The 18,515-nt window shown below is 63.5% G+C and carries 21 protein-coding genes; 13 read left to right on the forward strand and 8 right to left on the reverse strand.

Annotated elements, in window-relative coordinates; genetic code table 11:
• Window positions 1-8: 8 nt before the first annotated feature.
• The 3 genes from HU767_RS12585 to HU767_RS12595 all read right to left on the reverse strand — a co-directional run bounded on the left by HU767_RS12585 (window position 9) and on the right by HU767_RS12595 (window position 2,736).
• Window positions 9-1,274 (reverse strand): ABC transporter permease, encoded by a 1,266-nt coding sequence (locus HU767_RS12585; protein ID WP_186729638.1) that lies wholly within the window; start codon window positions 1,272-1,274, stop codon window positions 9-11.
• Between the two features lies 1 nt (window position 1,275).
• Window positions 1,276-1,986 carry an ABC transporter ATP-binding protein gene (locus HU767_RS12590; RefSeq protein ID WP_186707691.1) on the reverse strand — a complete coding sequence of 237 codons (711 nt, stop codon included), beginning with the start codon at window positions 1,984-1,986 and terminating at the stop codon, window positions 1,276-1,278.
• A 159-nt stretch (window positions 1,987-2,145) separates the two neighbouring features.
• Window positions 2,146-2,736 (reverse strand): DUF2796 domain-containing protein, encoded by a 591-nt coding sequence (locus tag HU767_RS12595; RefSeq protein WP_186729639.1) that lies wholly within the window; start codon window positions 2,734-2,736, stop codon window positions 2,146-2,148.
• A gap of 120 nt (window positions 2,737-2,856) precedes the next feature.
• Between HU767_RS12595 and HU767_RS12600 the strand changes: the two genes are divergently transcribed.
• Window positions 2,857-3,204, forward strand: coding sequence for a hypothetical protein (locus HU767_RS12600; RefSeq protein ID WP_186729640.1), 348 nt, complete (start codon window positions 2,857-2,859; stop codon window positions 3,202-3,204).
• On the opposite strand, the gene trxA is transcribed toward HU767_RS12600, so the two are convergent.
• From trxA to HU767_RS12615, 3 genes are all read right to left on the reverse strand, one after another.
• Complete coding sequence (gene trxA / locus HU767_RS12605; RefSeq protein WP_186729641.1) at window positions 3,198-4,070, reverse strand: thioredoxin; 873 nt, start codon at window positions 4,068-4,070, stop codon at window positions 3,198-3,200. The two genes, HU767_RS12600 and trxA, sit on opposite strands and share 7 nt — an antisense overlap.
• A gap of 179 nt (window positions 4,071-4,249) precedes the next feature.
• Window positions 4,250-4,906 carry a 50S ribosomal protein L11 methyltransferase gene (locus HU767_RS12610; protein WP_186729642.1) on the reverse strand — a complete coding sequence of 219 codons (657 nt, stop codon included), beginning with the start codon at window positions 4,904-4,906 and terminating at the stop codon, window positions 4,250-4,252.
• Window positions 4,903-5,367 (reverse strand): YbaY family lipoprotein, encoded by a 465-nt coding sequence (locus HU767_RS12615; protein ID WP_186729643.1) that lies wholly within the window; start codon window positions 5,365-5,367, stop codon window positions 4,903-4,905. Before HU767_RS12615 ends, HU767_RS12610 begins: the two co-directional genes overlap by 4 nt.
• 127 nt (window positions 5,368-5,494) lie before the next feature.
• Here HU767_RS12615 and nrdR point away from each other — a divergent pair, with 127 nt between their 5' ends.
• The 12 genes from nrdR (at window position 5,495) to HU767_RS12675 (ending at window position 14,466) form a co-directional block, all read left to right on the forward strand.
• Window positions 5,495-5,959 carry a transcriptional regulator NrdR gene (gene nrdR, locus HU767_RS12620; protein WP_163006734.1) on the forward strand — a complete coding sequence of 155 codons (465 nt, stop codon included), beginning with the start codon at window positions 5,495-5,497 and terminating at the stop codon, window positions 5,957-5,959.
• The gene (gene ribD, locus HU767_RS12625; RefSeq protein ID WP_186729644.1) at window positions 5,956-7,089 is read left to right on the forward strand and encodes a bifunctional diaminohydroxyphosphoribosylaminopyrimidine deaminase/5-amino-6-(5-phosphoribosylamino)uracil reductase RibD; all 1,134 of its coding nucleotides are present in this window, start codon (window positions 5,956-5,958) and stop codon (window positions 7,087-7,089) included. Before nrdR ends, ribD begins: the two co-directional genes overlap by 4 nt.
• Before the next feature lie 46 nt (window positions 7,090-7,135).
• Entirely contained in the window at window positions 7,136-7,798 is a 663-nt protein-coding gene (locus HU767_RS12630) for a riboflavin synthase (RefSeq protein ID WP_186729645.1), read from the forward strand.
• A 16-nt stretch (window positions 7,799-7,814) separates the two neighbouring features.
• On the forward strand, window positions 7,815-8,906 hold the full coding sequence (gene ribBA / locus HU767_RS12635; RefSeq protein ID WP_053125811.1) for a bifunctional 3,4-dihydroxy-2-butanone-4-phosphate synthase/GTP cyclohydrolase II: 1,092 nt from the start codon (window positions 7,815-7,817) through the stop codon (window positions 8,904-8,906).
• A gap of 246 nt (window positions 8,907-9,152) precedes the next feature.
• Complete coding sequence (ribE, locus tag HU767_RS12640) at window positions 9,153-9,629, forward strand: 6,7-dimethyl-8-ribityllumazine synthase (RefSeq protein WP_003206025.1); 477 nt, start codon at window positions 9,153-9,155, stop codon at window positions 9,627-9,629.
• Entirely contained in the window at window positions 9,626-10,126 is a 501-nt protein-coding gene (nusB, locus tag HU767_RS12645; protein ID WP_186707683.1) for a transcription antitermination factor NusB, read from the forward strand. Before ribE ends, nusB begins: the two co-directional genes overlap by 4 nt.
• Window positions 10,127-10,302: 176 nt before the next feature.
• The gene (gene thiL / locus HU767_RS12650; protein ID WP_186729646.1) at window positions 10,303-11,268 is read left to right on the forward strand and encodes a thiamine-phosphate kinase; all 966 of its coding nucleotides are present in this window, start codon (window positions 10,303-10,305) and stop codon (window positions 11,266-11,268) included.
• Window positions 11,265-11,768 carry a phosphatidylglycerophosphatase A gene (locus tag HU767_RS12655; RefSeq protein ID WP_053125805.1) on the forward strand — a complete coding sequence of 168 codons (504 nt, stop codon included), beginning with the start codon at window positions 11,265-11,267 and terminating at the stop codon, window positions 11,766-11,768. Before thiL ends, HU767_RS12655 begins: the two co-directional genes overlap by 4 nt.
• A gap of 11 nt (window positions 11,769-11,779) precedes the next feature.
• The gene (locus HU767_RS12660) at window positions 11,780-12,538 is read left to right on the forward strand and encodes a transporter substrate-binding domain-containing protein (RefSeq protein ID WP_186707681.1); all 759 of its coding nucleotides are present in this window, start codon (window positions 11,780-11,782) and stop codon (window positions 12,536-12,538) included.
• A 109-nt stretch (window positions 12,539-12,647) separates the two neighbouring features.
• Window positions 12,648-13,265 carry a GTP cyclohydrolase II gene (gene ribA, locus HU767_RS12665; RefSeq protein WP_014340439.1) on the forward strand — a complete coding sequence of 206 codons (618 nt, stop codon included), beginning with the start codon at window positions 12,648-12,650 and terminating at the stop codon, window positions 13,263-13,265.
• Complete coding sequence (locus tag HU767_RS12670; RefSeq protein WP_186707680.1) at window positions 13,262-13,681, forward strand: MFS transporter; 420 nt, start codon at window positions 13,262-13,264, stop codon at window positions 13,679-13,681. Before ribA ends, HU767_RS12670 begins: the two co-directional genes overlap by 4 nt.
• Window positions 13,681-14,466: a cobalamin-binding protein gene (locus HU767_RS12675; RefSeq protein WP_186729647.1), complete on the forward strand. Its 786-nt coding sequence runs from the start codon at window positions 13,681-13,683 to the stop codon at window positions 14,464-14,466. The genes HU767_RS12670 and HU767_RS12675 overlap by 1 nt, the downstream gene beginning before the upstream one ends.
• A gap of 109 nt (window positions 14,467-14,575) precedes the next feature.
• On the opposite strand, the gene HU767_RS12680 is transcribed toward HU767_RS12675, so the two are convergent.
• Together HU767_RS12680 and dxs are read right to left on the reverse strand one after the other, a co-directional pair.
• Window positions 14,576-16,456, reverse strand: coding sequence for a TonB-dependent receptor (locus HU767_RS12680; protein WP_186729648.1), 1,881 nt, complete (start codon window positions 16,454-16,456; stop codon window positions 14,576-14,578).
• A 149-nt stretch (window positions 16,457-16,605) separates the two neighbouring features.
• Complete coding sequence (gene dxs, locus HU767_RS12685; protein ID WP_186729649.1) at window positions 16,606-18,504, reverse strand: 1-deoxy-D-xylulose-5-phosphate synthase; 1,899 nt, start codon at window positions 18,502-18,504, stop codon at window positions 16,606-16,608.
• Window positions 18,505-18,515: the final 11 nt, after the last annotated feature.

Genomic DNA, 18,515 nt, shown 5'->3' on the forward strand with positions numbered 1-18,515 from the left:
CAAGGTCCTCATAGACGGATCGACAGGCCGTCGGCCAACGATTGGCGATAGGCGCGCCAGGCCGGCACGCTGCCCATCAGCAGGGCGGCGACCAGGATGCCAGCCAGCAGCGTCCATTCATATTCGCTCGGCCAGCCCAGCGGCAAGTACAAACCGTACGCCGACTGCACGTAACCCTGGGCGGCGGCGATGCCGATGTACAGCAGTGCCAGCCCGGCGGTGACCCCGGCCAATGCCAGGGCAAAGGCTTCGAGCACAAGCAGCGTCGCGATGTGCCACGGCCGCGCGCCCACCGAACGCAGGATCGCCATTTCCCGGCGACGTTCGTTGAGGCTGGTGAGGATTGCCGTGAGCATGCCGATCAACCCGGTCAGGACCACGAACAGCGAAATCACGAACAGGGCTTTCTCCGCCGTGCCCATCAGGCTCCACAATTCCTGTAGGGCTACGCCGGGCAGGATCGCCAGCAGCGGTTCGCCACGGAACTCGTTGATCTCGCGTTGCAAGGCAAAGGTCGAAATCTTGCTGTTGAGGCCAAGCATGAACGCGGTGATCGCCTGGGGCGTGAGGTCCATGTTGCGGGCCTGGTCGGCGCTGATGCGTCCGCTGCCCTGGGCCGGCACACCGTTCTTCCAATCAACGTGGATCGCTTCCATGCCGCCGAGGCTGATGTGCAGCGTGCGGTCTACCGGGGTGCCGGTGCGCTTGAGAATCCCGACCACAGTGAAGGGCTTGTCGTCATGCTTGACCAGGCTGATCGCCGCCACACCGTGGGCCAGCACCAGTTTGTCACCGAGCTTGTAATGCAGCGCTTCGGCGACTTCGGCGCCGAGCACCACTTCGAACGGATCGGTGGCGAACGCCCGGCCATCGGCCAGTTCCAGGTGTTGCCGGCGGCCGTACTGGTAATGCTCGAAGTAGGCCTCGGTGGTGCCCATCACCCGGTAGCCGCGATGGGAGTCGCCGAGGGACATGGGGATCGCCCACTTCACTTTCGGGTTGTTGGCGAACTGCTCGAAGCTGTCCCAGCGAATGTTGTTGGTGGCGTTGCCGATGCGAAACACCGAGTACAGCAACAGGTTCACGGAGCCGGAGCGGGCACCGACGATCAGGTCGGTGCCGCTGATGGTGCTGGCGAAACTGGCCCGCGCCTCGGTGCGCACCCGTTCCACCGCCAGTAGCAGGCACACCGACAGGGCGATGGCGAATGAGGTGAGGATCGCGGTGAAGCGGCGGTTCGCCAGGCTGGCCATGGCTAGACGGAACAAATACATCTCAAACCTCGAGTGGCGTGGCGGCGCGATTGAGATCGGCCAGCGAGAGGTGGCGGTCGAACAGCGGTGCCAGGCTCTGGTCGTGGCTGACGAACAACAGGCTCGAGCCGGCCTCGCGGCATTCAGCGAATAACAGCCGCAGGAAGTTTTCCCGAGCGTCGTAGTCCAAGGCCGAGGTTGGTTCGTCGGCGATCACCAGTTCCGGTTGGCCAATCAGCGCCCGAGCCGCGGCGACCCGTTGTTGCTGGCCGATGGACAGCGAGTCGGCGCGGCGCTCCAACAGCTTCGCATCGGTCAAGCCCAGGTGGGCCAGCAGCGTGGCGGCGGCTTGATCGACACTGCCGTGGCGCTGGATGGCCCGTTGCGCACGTAGCTTGGAGAAATGGCAGGGCAGTTCGACGTTCTCGCGCACCGAGAGAAACGGCAGCAGGTTGAATTGCTGGAAAATGTAGCCGGTGTGGTCCACGCGAAAGCGGTCGCGGCGGCCGGCGCCCAGTTCGCTGAGTTCCTGGCCGAGCAGGCGGATGCTGCCGCGATCCGGCGTCTGCACCCCGCCCAGAAGCCCCAGCAACGTGGTCTTGCCGCTGCCGCTCGGCCCCTTGAGAAACAAGGTTTCGCCGGCTTCCAGGCGAAACGCCGGGATATCCAGCAAAGGCGGATGCCCGGGCCAACTGAAGCCCAGGTCGGACAGTTCGATGAGTGCTTGGGTCATGTTTGTCGCTTCAAAGTGGAGTCTGTGGAAGACCTGTGGGAGCCGAGCTTGCTCGCGATGAGGCCATCACATTCAACTGGGTAGCTGACAGTTGGACTGCTATCGCGAGCAAGCTTTGCTCCCACCAGGCTTGCTCCCACATTTGGGTTTTGCGGTGAATCAGAATTTCAGGGCTGGCGCCTTGGCCGTCACTTCCACACCTTGCTGGCCGCTCGGACTGATCAGTTGTACCTGAATTTTCTGGGTGGCCGGGAAGGTTTTGAACAGTGTGGCCAGGTCCAGGTTCTTCAAGGCGCCAGGGGCAGCACAGGTGAACTGATAATGGGCATGGATCTCGCTGTGCTCGCCGTGGTGCTCGTCGCCATCGCCGTCTTCGTCATGGTCTTCGTGGTCCGGTTCATCGCCAAACAACGGGCTTTCCAGTTCCTGCTGGGCCACGGTGCACGTGGCGGCGGCCGGCAGGTTGAACAGCGCCAGTGGCTTGTCCAACTGTGTCCGTACGGTGGCGACCTTGGCTTTGTCGGCATCGCTGGTGGCGGCGTGTTCGAAGCCCACCAGGTTCATCGCCGGGCTTTCCAGCTCCAGCTCCAGGGTCTGGCCGTCCAGCGCGGCGTTCAGTCGAGCCACGCCATGTTCATGGGCGCCGAGGCTGCCATGTTCGTGATCATGATCGTGGTCATGCTCCACCGCCGCGTGAGCGACAGCCAATGGCAGCAGGGCGAACGGCAAAGCGAGAAGCAGACGACGCATGACGAGTCTCCGAAAAGGTTATGTAATCTTATAACGAAAGTGCGCAGAGTTTGACCGGCTGCTTGGCGTCGCGCAAGGGCCATGGGAGCATGCGTACATGAAATATTCAGGAGCACGGTGATGTTGCGGATACGCGGAACCGTCGGCGAATGGCCGGTGGACTTGACGATTGAAATGGATGAAGGCGATTGGGCGCAGCTCGGCGCGCAGTTGCAAGTAGCCAAGTCCGAGAGCGTAGTGACGCCTGCGGCCAAACCGGCGAATCAAGATGATGCCCAATGGCAGATCGCCAAGGAACTGCTGCGCAAGGCCGGACAGCTGAGCGGCCCGGACCTGCTGGAACAGCTCGAAGGCCTGACCGGCAGCGCCTCGGCGGGCAAGCGCTTGTTGGTGCGCCTTCGCCATAGCGCCGAGGTCAAGGTGCTGAGCGGTGCGGATACACCGCTCTACAGTTGGGTCGGTCAGTAAAGCGCGGCGAACAGCTTGCGGCGATAGGTCGTCACCAGCGGATGGTCGTTGCCCAGCAGTTCAAACACTTGCAGCAAGGTCTTGTGGGGCAGGCCTTCGCTGTAGCCGCGGTTGCGCACGAACAGCTTGAGCAGCGCATCGAGGGCCGCTTCGTACTGCTGGCGCGCCAGTTGCTGGATCGCCAGTTGGTACACCGCTTCATCGTCCTGCGGGTCTTTCGCCAGGCGGGCCTTGAGGTCGGCGGCGTCCGGTAGGTGCTTGGCCAAGCCGAGGAACTGGATCTGCGCCTTGGCACCGGCGAGGGCGGCCTTGTGCTCATCGCTTTTCACCGCGTCGAGTACCGTCTGCGCTTCGTCCAGTTCGCCGCGCTCGGTCAGGCAGCGGGCGTACAGGATCAGGGCCTTGGCGTTGGTGTTGTCTTCACCCAGCAATACCGTGAGCACGGCTTCGGCATCGGCGAAACGACCGTCGTCGAACAGCGCCTGGGCCTGTTCGAACGGATCGGCCGCGGCCGGCGGCGGCATTTGCACGTGGGGTTCGAGCAACGTCCGCACCGCCGATTCCGGCTGGGCACCGGCAAAGCCATCCACGGGCTGGCCGTCCTTGAACAACACCACGGTCGGCAGGCTGCGAATGCCGAAACGGGCGACAATGTCCTGCTCGATGTCGCAGTTGACCTTCGCCAGCAGCAGTTCGCCCTGATAGCTCTCGGCAATGCTTTGCAGCATCGGCATCAGCGCCTTGCACGGCGCGCACCACTCGGCCCAGAAGTCCACCAGCACCGGTTTGTGGAAAGAGTTAGCGATCACAGACTGATCGAAATCGGCCGTGGTGGCGTCGAAGATGTAGGGCGTTTCCTGAGTCATGGGCAATCTCGTAGAGCGCTTGAATGGGGCAACTATACGGCTTGGTGGGGGGTGGCTGAAAGCGGGGAGGACTTTCGTCTTGTGGTGTCTGGTAGGACGCCTTCGCGAGCAAGCCCGCTCCTACAATGATCCCAAGTGTTCATGCGACCCCTGTGGGAGCGGGCTTGCTCGCGAAGCTTTTAGCCGCGCCGCGCGTGGTACAGGCTCACATGCCGAAACTCCTCCGGCTCGGCCAGGTCCGGCAGGGTCATGGCCTGGAGCATTTCGATACGCCGGTACAGCGGATGCTGGAAATCCCGCACCCGGGAGTCGGCCACCAACGCCCCGCGGCCACGGCTGAGGAATTGATCGAGCAGCGGCAGGTTGGCCCGGTCGTAGAGCACGTCGGCGACCAGGATCAGGTCGAAGCGATCAGCCTCGGCGAAAAAATCCGTCGAATAACCCAGCGCCACGCCGTTGAGCGCGGCATTGGCCTGGCACGCGGCAATCGCCAATGGGTCCAGGTCGCAGGCCACCACTTCCAGGGCCCCGGCCTTGACCGCCGCGATCCCCGCCACGCCGGAGCCGGCGCCAAAATCCAACACCCGCTTGCCCTCTACCCACCGCGGCTGTTCGGCCAGGTAGCGGGCCATCGCCAGGCCGCTGGCCCAGCAGAAACTCCAATAGGGCGGTTCGTGGAGGATGCGCCGGGTTTCTTCCGGGCTGAAGGCGCGGTCCATGTTGTCGCCGTCGATCAGCCACAACTTCAAATCAGTGTCGGGTAGTGGACAAGCCACCAGGCGCGCGTCGCCCAGCAATTCACTCAACGCCCGTTGCAAGTCTTGCGGTGCACTCATGGGGCTTTGACGAATTGCAGGGTGCCCAACGCCTGGGTGGTCGGTTGACTGATGCGTTGCTCCGGCAAGTGCAGGATCAACTGGCCGGACTGGCTGGCGCGGCCACGCAGTTCCACGCGGGCGCCGACCGGGAAGGCTTGCGGGTTGAAGCGCAGGCGGAAGGGCAGGGCCTGATTGGTGCCGATCAGGCTGGAACTGGCGAGCAATTGCTGAGGACGGTCTTTCTCGTCGATCACCAGCAACGCCAATTCGACCTCGGCACCGGCCGGCACGCCTTGCAAGGTGCCGCTCAACTCACGTTGATGCGCCGGCAGCGGCCCCAGCTCGGTGGCTTGCCGGGCCTTTTCCTGGGCCTGTTTCGGCGCGGGGGCCGGAGCGGGAACGGCGGGCTTTGGGGCATCGCTGCTGCACGCCATCAGCAGGCTGAAAAAACTGAGCAAAACGAGCGATCGTAGCGGCATGTGTGGCTCCAGCAAGGTGAATTCCATGGATCTGACGGTAAGCCCGTCTGTATACCGTAAACCCTATGGCTTGTCTTGCCAGTGGGATGCGCTACCATGGCCCTCCCTTTTTTTGTTGCCTGCCACCATGCACTGTCCCTTCTGCGGTGCCAACGACACCAAGGTCATCGACTCGCGACTGGTCGCCGAGGGCGAACAAGTCCGCCGCCGCCGCGAATGCCTGGCTTGCGGCGAACGTTTCACGACGTTCGAGACCGCTGAACTGGTGTTGCCGCGCCTGATCAAAACCGACGGCAGCCGCCAGCCGTTCGACGAAGAAAAACTGCGCGCCGGCATGCAGCGCGCCCTGGAAAAACGTCCGGTGAGCGTCGAGCGCCTGGAAGCGGCGCTGGTGCACATCAAGCACAAGCTGCGGGCCACCGGCGAGCGCGAGGTCAAGTCCCTGGTGGTCGGAGAGCTGGTGATGGCCGAGCTGCAGAAGCTCGACGAAGTCGCCTACATCCGTTTCGCCTCGGTATACCGACGCTTCCAGGACCTGAACGAGTTCCGCGAAGAAATCGACCGCCTGGCCCGCGAACCGGTGAAACAATGACCGCCTCGGCGCAGCAGGCCGTCCTCGACGCCCATTACATGGCCCGTGCCCTGGAGTTGGCGCGGCGCGGTCACTACACCACCCACCCCAATCCCCGGGTCGGTTGCGTGATCGTGCGGGACGGGCAGGTGGTCGGCGAAGGCTGGCACATCCGCACCGGCGAGCCCCATGCCGAAGTCCATGCCCTGCGTGCCGCCGGCAATAATGCCAGGGGCGCCACGGTCTACGTGACCCTCGAACCGTGCAGCCATCACGGGCGTACGCCGCCGTGTGCCGATGCGTTGGTCAATGCCGGCGTGGCGCGGGTGGTGGCAGCGATGCAAGACCCCAACCCGGAAGTCGCCGGTCGCGGCCTGCAGCGCCTGGCCCAGGCCGGCATCGCCACGCAAAGCGGCGTGCTGGAAGGCGAAGCGCGCACGCTCAACGAAGGTTTCCTCAAGCGCATGGAACAGGGCCTGCCGTTCGTGCGGGTCAAGCTGGCCATGAGCCTTGATGGCCGCACCGCCATGGAAAGCGGCGAAAGCCAGTGGATCACCGGCCCGGCCGCACGCTCGGCGGTGCAACGCCTGCGTGCCCAGGCCAGCGTGGTGCTGACCGGCGCCGACACGGTGTTGGCGGACAACGCCCGGTTGACCGTGCGCGCCGATGAACTGGGGCTCGATGCCGAGCAGACCGCGTTGGTCATGAGCCGCCCGCCGCTGCGGGTGCTGGTGGACGGGCGCCTGCGGGTGCCGCTGGATGCGGCGTTTTTCAAGGCCGGCCCGGCGCTGGTCGCTACCTGCATGGCGGTGGAAGAACAATACGCCAACGGTCCCGAATGCATGATCGTGGCCGGCGATGACGGCCAGGTCGATCTGCATCGCCTGCTGGTGGAGCTGGCGGGCCGTGGCGTCAATGAGGTGCTGGTGGAGGCCGGTCCGCGCCTGGCGGGGGCTTTCGCCCGGCAGGGGTTGGTGGATGAGTTCCAGATTTTCATCGCTGGCAAATTCCTCGGCTCTTCGGCGCGGCCACTGCTGGACTGGCCGCTGGCGCAGATGAAAGACGCCCCGGTGCTGAAAATCACCGAAATCCGCGCCGTGGGCGATGACTGGCGAGTCATCGCCGTTCCCGTTCCACCGGCCAGCGTATAATTCCCGGCTTTCGCTCAAGCGGCGGCCCGTTCTCGAGGAGGACTCCATGTTCACTGGCATCATCGAATCCATCGGCAGCATCCGTGCACTCACCCCCAAGGGCGGCGATGTGCGGGTCCATGTCGAAACCGGCAAGCTCGACCTGAGCGACGTCAAGCTGGGCGACAGCATCGCGGTAAACGGCGTGTGCCTGACCGCCGTCGAATTGCCGGGCAACGGTTTCCTGGCGGACGTCAGCCGCGAAACCCTCGACTGCACGGCCATGAACGACCTCAAGAGCGGCAGCCCGGTCAACCTGGAAAAAGCCCTGACCCCCACCACTCGCCTGGGTGGGCACCTGGTCAGCGGCCACGTGGACGGCGTCGGCGAAGTGGTCTCGCGCACGGATAACGCCCGGGCCGTGGAGTTTCGCATCCGCGCCCCGAAGGAACTGGCCAAGTACATCGCCCATAAAGGCTCGATCACCGTCGACGGCACCAGCCTGACGGTCAACGCGGTGGACGGCGCCGAATTCCTACTGACGATCATTCCCCACACGTTGAGCGAAACCATCATGGCTTCGTACCGGCCAGGTCGCCGGGTCAACCTGGAAGTCGACTTGCTGGCCCGTTACCTCGAGCGCCTGCTGCTGGGCGACAAGGCCGCAACGCCTGCAGCCGGTAACATCACTGAAAGTTTTCTGGCCGCCAACGGCTACCTCAAATCCTGACCCAAGGGGGTGCCGCGTGGCGCTCAATAGCATCGAAGAACTGGTTGAAGACATCCGCCAAGGCAAGATGGTCATCCTCATGGATGACGAAGACCGTGAGAACGAAGGCGACCTGATCATGGCCGCCGAATGCTGCAAGGCCGAACACATCAACTTCATGGCCAAGCACGCCCGTGGGCTGATCTGCATGCCGATGACCCGCGAGCGCTGCGAGCTGTTGAAGCTGCCGCTGATGGCGCCGCGCAACGGCTCGGGCTTCGGCACCAAGTTCACCGTGTCCATCGAGGCCGCCGAGGGCGTAACCACCGGGATCTCCGCCGCTGACCGCGCGCGCACCGTACAGGCCGCTGCCGCCCGGGACGCCAAGGCCGAAGACATCGTCAGCCCCGGCCATATCTTCCCGCTGATGGCCCAGGCCGGCGGCACCCTGGCCCGCGCCGGCCACACCGAAGCGGCGTGCGACCTGGCGCGCATGGCCGGTTTCGAACCCAGCGGCGTGATCTGCGAAGTGATGAACGACGACGGCACCATGTCCCGTCGCGCGGAACTGGAAACCTTCGCCGCCGAACACAACATCAAGATCGGCACCATCGCCGACCTGATCCACTACCGGATGATCCACGAACGTACCGTTCAGCGGATTGCCGAGCAGCCGCTGGACAGCGAACTGGGCCAGTTCAACCTGGTGACCTACCGCGACTCGGTGGAAGGTGACGTGCACATGGCGCTGACCCTGGGCACCGTATGCGCCGAAGAACCGACCCTGGTGCGTGTGCACAACATGGACCCGCTGCGCGACCTGCTGATGGTCAAGCAACCCGGCCGCTGGAGCCTGCGGGCCGCCATGGCCGCGGTGGCCGAGGCCGGCAGCGGCGTGGTGTTGTTGCTCGGTCACCCGCTCGATGGTGACGTGCTGCTGGCGCACATCCGCGAAACCGCCGACCAGGCGGCGCCAAAAAAACCGACCACCTACAGCATCGTCGGTGCCGGTTCGCAGATCCTTCGGGACCTGGGCGTGCGTAAAATGCGCCTGATGAGCGCACCGATGAAATTTAATGCGATATCCGGTTTCGATCTGGAAGTTGTAGAATACGTGCCCTCTGAATAATGGCCTGGGGATTGCGGCATTATCGTTAAGGCTTGTCAGATCCATCTGTGGCGAGGGAGCTTGCTCCCGCTTGGGTGCGCAGCGCCCACCAAAAAGGGCCGCTACGCAGCCCAGCGGGAGCAAGCTCCCTCGCCACAGAAGATGTGCAAGTGAACGAGAAGGCGAAATCCACGGCCCTGTATTCGTGGCTAATATCACTGAGGAGCGCGTATAGAACGCGCTCTGGCTCTTTAAGAGATCTGACGAATGACCCTGAAGACCATCGAAGGTACCTTCATCGCCCCCAAAGGCCGCTACGCTCTGGTAGTGGGCCGTTTCAACAGTTTCGTGGTCGAGAGCCTGGTGGGCGGTGCGGTCGATGCCCTGGTTCGCCATGGCGTGAGCGAAAGCGACATCACTATCATCCGCGCCCCTGGCGCCTTCGAAATTCCGCTGGTTGCGCAGAAAGTCGCTCAAAAGGGCGAATATGCGGCGATCATCGCCTTGGGCGCGGTCATTCGTGGCGGTACTCCGCACTTCGAATACGTGGCTGGCGAATGCACCAAGGGCCTTGCCCAGGTGTCCATGGAGTTCGGCGTGCCGGTCGCTTTCGGCGTGCTGACCGTTGATTCCATCGAGCAAGCCATCGAACGTTCCGGCACCAAGGCCGGTAACAAAGGTGCCGAAGCTGCCCTGTCCGCCCTGGAAATGGTCAGTCTGCTGGCGCAGTTGGAGGCCAAGTGATTAGCGACGAAAGCGATCGTTTCAACCCGCGCGATCCAAAGCCTGCGGATGCCGGCAAGCCGTCGAAAAGCGTCAAGCGCCGTGAAGCCCGTCAGCTCGCGACGCAAGCGCTGTACCAATGGCACATGGCCAAGCAATCGCTGAACGAGATCGAGGCGCAATTTCGGGTCGATAACGATTTCAGTGATGTCGACGGTGCTTATTTCCGCGAGATCCTGCATGGCGTGCCGGCTCACAAGACCGAGATCGACATCGCCCTGGCACCTTGCCTGGACCTGACGATCGACGAGCTGGACCCGGTTGAGTTGGCGGTGTTGCGCCTGTCCACCTGGGAACTGATGCAGCGCGTCGACGTGCCGTACCGCGTGGTGATCAACGAAGGGATCGAGCTGGCGAAAGTCTTCGGTTCCACCGATGGTCATAAGTTCGTCAACGGTGTGCTCGACAAGCTCGCCCCACGCCTGCGTGAAGCTGAAGTGAAGGCGTTCAAGCGCTGATTGGTGCTTGCAGCGGTGTCCTGTCTCGCCCATGCGTTCGTTTTTTGTCGAGTGACTGTTGGTGCCAGACAAGGCGCCGCGACGAGTCATAGCCCGCTATGGCGAGGAGCGGCAACGCAGTATGGCGCCAACGGGCGCCGACAAAAAAGAACAGCATGGGTGAGACAGGACGCTTAATGGGTGAGTTCGAGCTGATCCGTAACTACTTCGCCGCCGCGCCTTGTGCGCAGGGCGGCGAGGGCGTTGCGCTGGGGATCGGCGACGACTGCGCCCTGCTGGCCGTTCCTCCCGGGGAACAGCTGGCGGTGTCCACCGACACGCTCGTGGCCGGCGTACACTTTCCAGACCCTTGCGATCCGTTCCTGCTCGGCCAGCGCTCGCTGGCCGTGGCGGTCAGCGACCTGGCCGCCATGGGCGCCAAGCCCTTCGCCTTTACCCTTGCCTTGACCTTGCCGACGGTGACCACCGATTGGCTGCAAGCCTATGCCCGCGGTTTGAACCTGATGGCCCAGGCCTGTGGCGTGGCGCTGGTGGGAGGCGACACCACGCGCGGGCCGCTGAGCCTGACCATGACAGTGTTCGGCCATGTGCCTGGCAGCCAGGCCTTGACCCGCGGCGGCGCGCAGCCCGGCGACCTGCTGTGCGTCGGCGGCGAGTTGGGCAATGCCGCCGGCGCATTGCCGTTGGTGCTCGGCCAGCGTCACGCCGAGCCCGCCATCGCCGAGCCGCTGCTGGCTCATTATTGGTCACCGCGACCACAGATCGCCTTGGGCCTGGCGTTGCGGGGCAAGGCCAGCGCGGCGATGGATATTTCCGATGGCTTGCTGGCCGATTGCGGGCATATCGCCCTCGCATCCGGGGTGGCCTTGCAGGTGGAACGGGACCGACTGCCGCTGTCCAACGCTCTGCTAGCGTTTTTTGGCCGGGCGGATGCTGAGCAGGCCGCCCTGAGCGGCGGTGACGATTACGTGCTGTTGTTCGCCGTGCCACCGAGCCGATGGCCGGCGTTGCAGGCCGAAGGCGGGCCGATCCATGTGATCGGCAGCGTACTGGCCGGGCAGGGCGTCACGCTGGTCGACGACGTCGGACACGACATCACCCCGCAAACACGGGGCTATCAACATTTTCGGGAGACACCGTGACAGATCATCCCAACCAGGTCCCGGCAGAGTTCGTTCCGCCTTCGGTCTGGCGCAATCCCTGGCATTTCCTGGCGTTTGGCTTCGGTTCGGGCACTTTACCTAAAGCGCCGGGCACCTGGGGCTCGCTGGTTGCGCTACCCTTCATACCGTTGTGGCAGATGTTGCCGGACTGGGGCTACTGGTTGATGCTGGGCATCACCATGCTGTTTGGCTTCTGGCTGTGTGGCAAAGTGGCGGACGACCTGCGGGTGCACGACCATGAAGGGATCGTCTGGGACGAAATGGTCGGCATGTGGATCACCTTGTGGCTGGTACCGGAAGGCTGGTACTGGTTGCTGACGGGATTTCTGGTGTTCCGTTTCTTCGATATCCTCAAGCCGTGGCCGATCCGCTGGATCGACCGACATGTGCACGGAGGTGTCGGGATCATGCTCGACGATGTACTGGCCGGGGTGTTCGCTTGGCTGGCAATGCAAGGATTGGTGTGGTGTTTCACCTGAAGGAGCCAGGCATGGGCGTAAGCCGCGCACTACTGCTGTTGCTGTGTTTGGGAGCCTGTGTGGGAGCGGGGGCGGCCCAGTCGGCGCCATTGCCCGACAAGATCCGTGCGGCCAGCGAGGAATGGGCCGATTACACCCAGGCCGATGGCCAGGGCATGGGTTGGGACATCTTGCGCGCGGTGTTCGAGCCCGAAGGCGTCAAGCTGGAGATCCGCAGCGTGCCTTACACCCGCTCGATCGGGTTGGTGCAGCGCGGCGAGGTCGAGGTGCAGGTCGGCGCCTATCGGGATGAGTCCGAAGGTGTGCTGTACCCGAAGTGGCACTATGACGTCGATCACATCTATGCCCTGGGGCTCGCCTCCAAGCCGTCCCCCACGCTGGCGACGGTAGGCAATTACCGGCTGGTGTGGATGCGAGGGTACGAATACAACAACTACCTGCCCAATATCCGACGCTTCAATGAAATCCACCGCGCCGTGGGCATCTTGCCGATGCTGGTCCATGATCGTGCCGATTTTTATATCGATGCGTTGATGGAAATCCAGGATGTGCTCGCCAAGGCCGAGAACCCGAAGCAGTTCAAACTCTCGCCGTTGATCAATTTGCCGCTGTATCTGGGCTTTGCCAACAATGCCAAGGGGAAGGCACTGAGCGAACTGTTCGATCGGCGGATGGAAGTGCTGGTGAAAACCGGCCAGTTGAAACCGATTTTCGAACGCTGGAAGCAACCCTATCCTTTTGACGAGCACGGCCAGCCACCGAAGCCTTGATCAAACTTTTCGATAGTGATGGCCGATAATTCAGCCTAAGCGTCTGCCGGATCGTGCTGTTACAATGCCCGCCTCTGCGAATCTCCAGTACTAGATCAGGAGCACACCGGTGCCTGTCGTTTTTGTTGCCGCTTCCAAGCTGCCAACGCCCTTTGCGCAATTCACCATGCATGGTTTTCTCGATGAAGCCACCGGCCGCGAGCACGTTGTGTTGAGCCTGGGTGATTTCGCCGACGGTTCTCCGGTGTTGGGCCGCTTGCATTCCGAATGCCTGACGGGCGATGCATTGTTCAGCCAGCGCTGCGATTGCGGTTCGCAACTCGAGGCCGCGCTGCAGGCCATCGCCCGCGAAGGCCGTGGCGTGTTGCTGTACCTGCGCCAGGAAGGCCGTGGCATTGGCCTGTTGAACAAGATCCGCGCCTATGAGCTGCAAGACGGCGGCGCCGATACCGTGGAAGCCAACGAACGCCTGGGCTTTGCCGCCGACCTGCGTGACTACAGCATTTGCCTGCCGATGCTGGAGCACCTGGGCGTGAAGTCGCTGCGCTTGATGACCAACAACCCGCGCAAGGTCAAGGCGTTGACCGACATGGGCATCGTGGTGGCCGAGCGTGTGCCGCTGCACACCGGTCACAACCCCCACAACAAACTCTACCTGGCGACCAAGGCCAGCAAGCTCGACCACATGATGGGCAACGAGCACCAGGGCGAGGTTGATCGGGCGTGACGCGCGGTCAGGTTCGGCGGCGGCTGTCGGTCAGTTGGTGGCAATACCTGGCCCTGGCCTTGCTGCCCTTGTTTGTGATCAACGCGGTATTCGGCCAGGGCGAAGCGATTCTGCCGGTGCTGGCGATGCCGCTGTTCATTGCCGGCGTGGCGTCGATGTTTGTCAGCCTGCGCTTCTTCGGGCCGTATAAACAGGCCTTGATCGCCACCCAGAAAGCCCTCGACACGCCCGAAGAACCCCAGGCCTGGATTGATTTGGCGGCCCGTCGCCGCGCTGCTTTCCTGGTGGCCGGGTTGCCGGCCTGGATTGGCGCCCTGGCGGTGTTCGTTGGGCTGGAAGCGGTGCCGTTGATGCTGCTGGCCTTGTCGACCGCCGTGTTGTTCTACTTGTACCGCATCCCGCGTCAACTCGGCTGATGAGCCGCTGGCTGGCGGTCTTGCTGCTGGCCGTCAGCGCCTCGACGATGGCGGCCTCGCGGGTCGTCAGTCTCGCGCCGTCGCTGTCGGAAATCGTTGTTGAGCTGGATTCCGCCGACCTGTTGGTGGGCGTGCTGGATGGCGGTGATCGTCCGCCGATGCTCAAGGCAGTGCCCTCGGTGGGCCGTTACGGGCAACTGGAGATGGAGCGCTTGCTCAGCCTCAAGCCCGATCTTCTCCTGCTCTGGCCCGGCAGTGTCGGCCCGGCCCAGCGCGAGCAGCTTAAAACGCTGGGCATTCCCATCTACATCGCCGAGCCTCGCAGCCTCGACCAACTCATCACGCAAATCGAAACCATTGCCTTGCAACTCGGTCGTCCGGAGCGCGGCGTGCAGCGGGCGGCGCAGTTGCGCGTGCGTCTTGAGGGGTTACGCCAGCGCTATCGTCGGGACCCGCCGTTGCCGGTGTTCTACCAAGTCTGGGACCGGCCGCTATACACCGTCGGTGGCGGGCAGATCATCAGTGATGCGCTGGCGGTGTGCGGGGCGCGTAACGTTTTCGCCGACCTGAGCGTGCCGGCTCCGCAGGTGAGTGTGGAAGCGGTGCTGCAGCGCAATCCGCAGGTCATCCTCGCCACCGAACAGGCGCAGCTCGATGCCTGGAAAACCTGGCCGGTGGCGCAGGGGCGATTGCTGCTGGTCAATGACAAGGGGCTGGAGCGGCCCAGTGGGCAGATGATCGAGGCGACGGCGCGGTTGTGTGAGTTGATTGCGCCAGACAGGTAGACCGCGGTGCGCCCTTCGCGAGCAAGCCCGCTCCCACAGGGGTATGCATTTCAACTGTGGGAGCGGGCTTGCTCGCGAAGAGGTCCGCTCAAACGCTACAAATCGTGGATCAGAGAGAGGGGGTCCAAGTCACCCCAAACAACCAACTCCGACCTTCCTCCCGATACCCATATTGCCCACCTTCATGGCTATACAGCGCTCGGCTGTAACCCTTGTCCAACAGGTTATCCACCTTCATCTCCAGCTTAACCTCCCGGGTCAGCGCCCAACTGCCGCGCAACCCGAGCAGGGCATAGCCACCCAGGGCGTTGCGGTTGTCTTCGTCGTCGTAGCTGCCGCTTACCGCTTGCCAAGTGGCACCCAGGCCCAACCGATCGAATTGCCGATCCAGGTCCAGGCTCAACGTCCGTCGGGCGCGGCGGGCGAGGGTGTGGCCGCTGTCGCGGTCCCGTGGGTCGATGATGGCCAGGGCCAGGTTGCCCTGCCAGCCGAACAGATCCTGCAGGTAGGCCATTTCAAAACCGTTGATCCGCGCCGAGGCGACATTCTGCGGGCGGGAGTCACGGCCAAAGATGATCGCGTCCTCCAGGTCGGTGCGGTACAGCGAGGTTTCCAGGCGGGCGCTGTCGCTCAGTTGGCTGCGCCATTGCAGTTCGTAGTTCTTGGCTGTCTCGGGTTTTAAATCCGGGTTGCTGTAGTCCGGGTAGTACAGGTCGTTGAAGGTCGGCGCGCGGAAGCTTTCGCTGTAGGTCAGCAGCACGTTGTTGTCCGGGTTGACCGGCAGGGTCAGGGTGCCGCTCCAACTGTTCTGTCCACCAAATTGCTGGTTCTGGTCGCGGCGCAGGCCCAGCTCTGTCGAAAAAGTTTCGGCCTGGAAGCGGTGCTGGATAAACGCTGCGCGGTTCCAACGGCTGTCTTCGTCGAACGGCGTGCTGCTGTTGACCCGGTCCTGATACCCGTCACCGCCGACGATCAGGCTGTTGCGCGCGTTCAGGGTCACGTCGTTCTGCCAGGTCACGGAATCGCGGTAGGTGTTAAATACTTCGCGGGTGTCGCTGAGCTTGTCGAAGGTTTTTTCGCGGTTTTCGCTGTGGCCCAGTTCCAGGCGCGACTTCCAGCTGTCGTTGATTCGGCCGTCCATATAGGTGCTGAAGCTGCTCACCGCAAACTCGCTATAGGGTTGCTGGGGCAGGGATTCGAAGGTGGCCGGGTCGAAGCGGCCGAACGGGTTGTCGTATTCGCTCTTGCCGCGGTTATCCAGCAGGTTCAGGCCGACTTCCAAATGCTCGCTGGCGGCATGGCTCAGGCTCAGGCTGAAGGACTGGTTGCGATTGGCGTCGTTGTCGCGGTCGCTGGCGTAGGACTCGTGGGTCCGATTGCTTCCGGCGCTGTCGTCGAGGCTGGCGCCGAGGTTGAAGCGGGTCTGCTCGTCGCCGCCGGACAGGCCTACACTGCGCTCCCAGGTCTGGTGGCTGCCGACACCCACATGCAAGCGTGGTTGCAGGCCTTGCTCGCTGCCGCGCCGGGTGAAAATCTGGATTACCCCGCCCACCGCATCGGCACCGTAGATCACCGAGCGCGAACCGCGCAGCACTTCCACGCGCTCGATCTGGTTGATGTTCAGGCGTTGCAGGTTGCTGTCGCCGGAGGTGGCGTTGCCGATGCGCTGGCCGTCCACCAATACCAGGCTCTGGGCTGATTTGGTGCCGCGAATGTAAATCCCCGGCAGGCTGCCGCGCCCACCCAGCGGCGCCACTTGCACGCCGGGCACGCGGCTGAGCAGGTCGGTGACGCTGGCCGGTTGCAGGCGGTCGATGTCGTCGCGGGTGAAGATCGTATTGGCGGCGCTGCTGTCGTTGCGGGCCTCGACCTGGCGGTTGGCGCTGATGACGATGTCGGGCAGCTTCAGGGCCTGGTCGCGTTCGAAGGTGACGGCGAGCAGGTTGGGGGTGGGGAGCAGGGCGAGGGCTAGGGTGAGGCGGCGTTTCATGGGTGTTCCGTGATTTCTTGGTCCACACAAAACCAGTGTGGGAGCGGGCTTGCTCGCGAATGCGGTGCATCAGTCAATATCGATGTCGACTGATACACCGCATTCGCGAGCAAGCCCGCTCCCACAAGGGTTCTGCGTTGTTTGAAAAATTACAAGCCTAACAACTGCAACCGTTGACGCACCGCGGCTTCGATTCCCACCTCGTCCAAACCGCATTCGGCCAGCATCTGCGCCGGCTTGGCGTGTTCGACGTAGGCATCGGGCAGGCCCAGGTGCAGCACCGACTTGAGGATGTTTTCCCGCGCCAGGAACTCGCTGACCGCTGCGCCGGCACCGCCCATGATGGCGTTCTCCTCGACGGTCACCAGCAGTTCATGGCTGCCGGCCATCTCGCGCACCAGGGTTTCGTCCAGAGGTTTGACGAAACGCATGTCCACCACAGTGGCATCGAGTTTTTCGGCGACTTTCAGGGCCTCGGCCAGTTGCACGCCGAACACCAGCAGGGCGGTTTGCTTGCCCTGGCGGCGAATCACGCCCTTGCCGATCTCGATGGGCTCGAGGTCGGCCTCGATCGTTGCGTTCGGACCGGTGCCACGCGGGTAGCGCACCGCCGCCGGGCCATTGAACAGGTGGCCGGTAGTGAGCATCTTGCGCAGCTCGTTTTCATCGCTCGGGGTCATCACCAGCATGCCGGGGATGCAGCGCAGGAACGACAGGTCGAAGCTGCCAGCATGAGTCGGGCCGTCTTCGCCCACCAGGCCGGCGCGGTCGATGGCGAACAACACATCGAGGTTCTGCACCGCCACGTCATGGATCAATTGGTCGTAGGCCCGCTGCAGGAACGTCGAGTAGATCGCCACCACCGGCTTGGCGCCTTCACAGGCCATGCCGGCGGCGAGGGTCACGGCGTGCTGCTCGGCAATCGCCACGTCGAAATAGCGCTGCGGGTAGCGTTCGCTGAAGGCCACCAGGTCCGAGCCTTCCTTCATCGCCGGGGTGATGCCCACCAGGCGCGGGTCGGCGGCGGCCATGTCGCACAGCCATTGGCCAAAGACGCCGGAGTATTTCGGTCCGCCGGCTTTTTTCGGCGCGGCCGCCGGGGCGTCCAGGGGTTCGAGCTTGGTGATGGCGTGGTAGCCGATCGGGTCGACTTCCGCCGGGGCGAAGCCTTTGCCTTTCTTGGTGACCACGTGCAGGAACTGCGGGCCCTTGAGGTCACGCATGTTGCGCAGGGTGGCGATCAGGGTAGGCAGGTCATGGCCATCGATGGGGCCGATGTAGTTCCAGCCCAGTTCTTCGAACAGCGTGCCGGGGACCAGCATGCCCTTGGCATATTCTTCGGTGCGGCGGGCGATTTCCCAGGCGCCGGGCAGGCGCGACAAGACCTTCTTGCTGCCTTCGCGCATGCTTGCGTAGGTGCGGCTGGAGAGGATCTTCGCCAGGTAGTTGGACAAACCGCCAACGTTGCGCGAGATCGACATGTCGTTGTCGTTGAGGATCACCAGCATGTTGGCGTCGACTTCCGGCGCGTGGTTCAGCGCTTCGAAGGCCATGCCCGCGGTCAGTGCGCCGTCGCCGATCACGGCAATCGCCTTGCGCTCGCTGTTTTGCAGGCGGGCGGCAATCGCCATGCCCAGGGCGGCGCTGATGGACGTACTGGAGTGGCCGACGCCAAAGGTGTCGTATTCGCTCTCGGAGCGACGCGGGAAGGCGGCGATGCCATCCTTCTGGCGCAGCGTGCCCATGCGCTCGCGACGATCGGTGAGGATCTTGTGCGGGTAGGCCTGGTGTCCGACGTCCCACACCAGCCGGTCGTCCGGGGTGTCGAACACGTAATGCAGCGCGATCGTCAGCTCGATGACGCCCAGGCCTGCACCGAAGTGCCCACCGGTCTGGCCGACCGTATAGAGCAATTCCAGGCGCAACTCATCGGCCAGGGTTTCCAGCTCGGCTTCACCCAGGCGACGCAGGCCGTCCGGCGTGTTGGCGCGGTCCAGCAGGGGCGTGGTCGGGCGCTTGCGGGGGATCTCTTGAAACGTCGTGGGCATCAGGCGAATCG

Source organism: Pseudomonas sp. SWRI179 (genome assembly GCF_014268705.1).
GTDB lineage: Bacteria > Pseudomonadota > Gammaproteobacteria > Pseudomonadales > Pseudomonadaceae > Aquipseudomonas > Aquipseudomonas zanjanensis.

Excerpts from the sequence above, each read along its gene's own strand:
- HU767_RS12585 (WP_186729638.1), bottom strand. The coding sequence starts at position 1,274 with ATGTATTTGTTCCGTCTAGCCATGGCCAGCCTGGCGAACCGCCGCTTC.
- HU767_RS12590 (WP_186707691.1), bottom strand. The coding sequence starts at position 1,986 with ATGACCCAAGCACTCATCGAACTGTCCGACCTGGGCTTCAGTTGGCCC.
- HU767_RS12595 (WP_186729639.1), bottom strand. The coding sequence starts at position 2,736 with ATGCGTCGTCTGCTTCTCGCTTTGCCGTTCGCCCTGCTGCCATTGGCT.
- HU767_RS12600 (WP_186729640.1), top strand. The coding sequence starts at position 2,857 with ATGTTGCGGATACGCGGAACCGTCGGCGAATGGCCGGTGGACTTGACG.
- trxA (WP_186729641.1), bottom strand. The coding sequence starts at position 4,070 with ATGACTCAGGAAACGCCCTACATCTTCGACGCCACCACGGCCGATTTC.
- HU767_RS12610 (WP_186729642.1), bottom strand. The coding sequence starts at position 4,906 with ATGAGTGCACCGCAAGACTTGCAACGGGCGTTGAGTGAATTGCTGGGC.
- HU767_RS12615 (WP_186729643.1), bottom strand. The coding sequence starts at position 5,367 with ATGCCGCTACGATCGCTCGTTTTGCTCAGTTTTTTCAGCCTGCTGATG.
- nrdR (WP_163006734.1), top strand. The coding sequence starts at position 5,495 with ATGCACTGTCCCTTCTGCGGTGCCAACGACACCAAGGTCATCGACTCG.
- ribD (WP_186729644.1), top strand. The coding sequence starts at position 5,956 with ATGACCGCCTCGGCGCAGCAGGCCGTCCTCGACGCCCATTACATGGCC.
- HU767_RS12630 (WP_186729645.1), top strand. The coding sequence starts at position 7,136 with ATGTTCACTGGCATCATCGAATCCATCGGCAGCATCCGTGCACTCACC.
- ribE (WP_003206025.1), top strand. The coding sequence starts at position 9,153 with ATGACCCTGAAGACCATCGAAGGTACCTTCATCGCCCCCAAAGGCCGC.
- thiL (WP_186729646.1), top strand. The coding sequence starts at position 10,303 with ATGGGTGAGTTCGAGCTGATCCGTAACTACTTCGCCGCCGCGCCTTGT.
- HU767_RS12660 (WP_186707681.1), top strand. The coding sequence starts at position 11,780 with ATGGGCGTAAGCCGCGCACTACTGCTGTTGCTGTGTTTGGGAGCCTGT.
- HU767_RS12675 (WP_186729647.1), top strand. The coding sequence starts at position 13,681 with ATGAGCCGCTGGCTGGCGGTCTTGCTGCTGGCCGTCAGCGCCTCGACG.
- HU767_RS12680 (WP_186729648.1), bottom strand. The coding sequence starts at position 16,456 with ATGAAACGCCGCCTCACCCTAGCCCTCGCCCTGCTCCCCACCCCCAAC.
- dxs (WP_186729649.1), bottom strand. The coding sequence starts at position 18,504 with ATGCCCACGACGTTTCAAGAGATCCCCCGCAAGCGCCCGACCACGCCC.